The sequence below is a fragment of the Hyphomicrobiales bacterium genome, from assembly GCA_030688605.1.
GTDB lineage: Bacteria > Pseudomonadota > Alphaproteobacteria > Rhizobiales > NORP267 > JAUYJB01.
In genome coordinates, this window is the sequence record JAUYJB010000160.1 from 1 (window position 1) to 3182 (window position 3182).

The 3182-nt window shown below is 61.8% G+C and carries 4 protein-coding genes; all 4 read left to right on the plus strand.

Annotation, left to right across the window (positions count from 1 at the left end; all coding sequences use genetic code 11):
* Positions 1-313 (plus strand): transposase (locus tag Q8P46_16820; protein MDP2621811.1); only part of this gene is annotated, 313 nt, incomplete at its 5' end.
* A gap of 50 nt (positions 314-363) precedes the next feature.
* Positions 364-1599, plus strand: coding sequence for a tyrosine-type recombinase/integrase (locus tag Q8P46_16825; protein MDP2621812.1), 1236 nt, complete (start codon positions 364-366; stop codon positions 1597-1599).
* Entirely contained in the window at positions 1596-2543 is a 948-nt protein-coding gene (locus Q8P46_16830) for a tyrosine-type recombinase/integrase (protein MDP2621813.1), read from the plus strand. The genes Q8P46_16825 and Q8P46_16830 overlap by 4 nt, the downstream gene beginning before the upstream one ends.
* On the plus strand, positions 2540-3182 hold a 643-nt coding region (locus tag Q8P46_16835; GenBank protein ID MDP2621814.1), incomplete at its 3' end, for a tyrosine-type recombinase/integrase. The genes Q8P46_16830 and Q8P46_16835, both read left to right, overlap by 4 nt.

The window sequence follows — 3182 nt, forward strand, 5'->3', positions numbered from 1 at the left end:
GCCGCAGGCGCGGATGAACTTCCACCAAACCCACAGCGGCCCCGTCATGAATGCGCTGCAGGACTGGCTGGCGCAACAGTTTGCACTGCGCAAAGTCGAGCCCAACTCCGGTCTGGGTCAGGCCATCGCCTACATGACCAAGCATTGGCAGCCGCTGACGCTGTTTCTGCGCAACGCCGGCGCCCCACTAGACAACAATGCTTGTTATGCCGCTGGCGGCATAAGCCTGATAATGCCGACTGCCGGATTATGCCGCTTCGGAGGGTTTAGGTGCGCTCCTGTCATGCCTCCTATGGTAGTTGATGCGGCATAATCCGTATGGTTTCTTCAGGCTGGCAATCATGCCAGACAAGGAGAAATCACATGACGACAGACAGATTCGAAGACGGCGCGCCCCTGGGGGTGCTCGATCTTCACATTGAAGCGTTCCTCGGACACCTTCGCACGGCAGGATACGCCGAACGGACGCTGCGCAAGAAACGCTCTATCGTGGCCGCCTTCGCACGGTGGGCGAGGCGCGAGCAGATCGCCTTGGATCATCTTGGTGACTCCGACATAGCCGCGTTCGTGAAGCGCTCGTCTGGAACACGGACGGCTCGCGTTCAGTTCGAACTGGCCGCTTTGCGGCCGCTACTTGAGTATCTGCGCGCCGAGACCTGGGCGCCATTGCCGGTGCCGGTCGATGCGTCATTAGGTGACGCCCTTGCGAAGCGTTACCTGGACTACCTGCGCCAGGATCGCGGACTTGCGGAGAACTCGGTTCGCGTCTATCTACCTTTCATTCGTGATTTCCTTACCAGTCAGCTTGCCGCTAGTGGCTGTTGGTCTCCCGGCGCCTTCGATGCGCCGACGATCCGAAGCTATCTCCTCGCCCGCAGCATCGGTCGCTCAGGGGAGTATGTGCGGCTCCTGGCCACAGCACTGCGATCGTTTTTCCACTTCCTCTTCGTTCGTGGAGATACGCCGCGTGACCTCTGCGTTTCAGTTCCCCCAGTGCGCAAGTGGCGTCAATCTTCAGTGCCCGCCTTCCTCTCGCCCGAAGAAGAGGAACGTGTTCTCGCGTCTACGGATCGGTCGACATCTCGCGGGCGCCGTGACCACGCGATCCTGCTCTTGCTGGCTCGACTCGGTCTGCGTGCGGGAGAGATCGTCGCGCTCGAACTCGGCGACATCCGTTGGCGGTCAGGGGAGATCGTCGTCCACGGCAAGGGCCGAATGGTAGAGCACGTTCCGCTGTTATCCGATATTGGCGAGGCGCTGGCTCTCTATCTTCACGAGGACCGCGGCGCCAGCACATCGCGACGAGTCTTTGTGCGAATGCTGGCACCACGCGTTGGCCTGGCGGGTCCGTGCGCGATTGGCCATATCGTACGCCTGGCCTTCGCTCGTGCCGGGCTGCGCCCCTCAAGCCGCGGCGCTGCGCATCGGTTCCGTCACAGCCTGGCGACTACCATGATTCGCCACGGTGCGTCCATGGCGGAGATCGCTGAGGTCCTTCGGCATCGCTCACAAAACACTACCGCGATCTACGCGAAGGTGTCGTTCGAGGCATTGCGCGGTGTTGCGAGGTCCTGGCCTGAAACGGGAGGTGCCCGATGAGTGCCATTCGCGACGCCTTGGTTCAGTATGTGGCAGTCCGCCGCGCCCTCGGAACGAAGCTTCAAGAGCCGGCCTTGACACTTGACCACTTTGTCGATTTCCTTGAGCGCGAGGGAGCTGAGTTCATCACTACCGAGCGCGCCCTGCGTTGGGCGATGGAACCGCAACTTGTCCAACGTGCCACATGGACACGGCGTCTCACCATGGTGCGAGGATTCGCTGCATGGCTCAGCGCCGTCGATGCCCGAACTGAGGTCCCGCCACGGCGGCTCCTGGACGCCCGTCGACGCCGCAAAGCGCCGCACATTTATAGCGACCAGGAGATCGAACGGCTCATGCTCGAAGCCTCTGGACTGTCTTCGCCCACCGGATTGCGGGCACTGACCTATTCGACGCTCATCGGGCTTCTCGCCGCTACCGGTCTTCGGCCAGGAGAGGCTTTAGCACTCGACCGGTCTGACGTAGACCTCGCAAACGGGATCCTCTCGATCCGACAAACGAAGTTCGGAAAGTCCCGTTTCGTTCCGGTGGAGGACTCGACGCGCGTGGCGCTTGAGCGTTATGCACAACAGCGCGACAGACTCTGGTCGCGACGGCTTAGTGAGGCGTTCCTCATTTGCGAGCGCGGCATGCGGTTGGCGGGTGGTACTGCCCGTCGCACCTTTGCAAAGATGTCCTGCACGATCGGCCTGCGGACAAAGGCGCAGCGCCGGCGCATCGGTCGCGGGCCGCGGCTCCAGGATTTTAGGCACAGCTTTGCGACGGCAAGACTCGTCGCATGGTATCGGGCCGGGCTCGACGTCAGCCGGGAATTGCCCAAGCTCGCCACCTATCTCGGTCACGTCGATGTCGGCCTCACCTATTGGTATATCGAGGCAGTCCCGGAGCTTCTCCAGCTTGCCGCCGAATACCTTGGCGTGCGGCAGCCCGGAGGTGAACGATGAACCCCGCCGGCTTTCCGTCCCTCGTCCAGCGGTTCTTCACTGAGCGCTTGCTCGAGCAGCAAGGCGCAAGTTCACACACGGTGGCGAGCTACCGCGACACCTTCCGCCTGCTGCTGCGTTTCGCTACGCAGCAGCTCAGGCGGGCGCCTTCCAAATTGCGTATGGAAGAGCTCGATGCATCCTTCATGGAGAAGTTCCTACGACACCTCGAACTAGACAGAGCCAGCTCTGCGCGGACACGCAACACCCGGCTTTGCGCACTGCACGCCTTCTTTCGGTTCGTAGCCATCAGTGAACCGGCACTTGCTCTGCAATGCCAGCGCATTCTTGCGATTCCAGCGAAACGCTACGAGCGTGGTCCGGTGGAGTTTCTCACCGCAGAAGAGGCCGCTGCCCTCGTGACGGCTCCTGACTCTGGCACATGGATCGGGAGCCGGGATCGGGCGCTTCTGCTCGTCGCCGTTCAAACCGGCCTGCGCAATAGCGAGATCACCTCGTTTCGGCGCCAAGATGTTGCGCTGGGCACCGGTGCTCACGTCCGTTGCCTCGGGAAAGGCAGAAAAATGCGCTGCACGCCGCTACGACCGGACGTCACGGCAATCCTCAAGGAATGGCTATCGCGGCAGCAAGGAGAGCCAG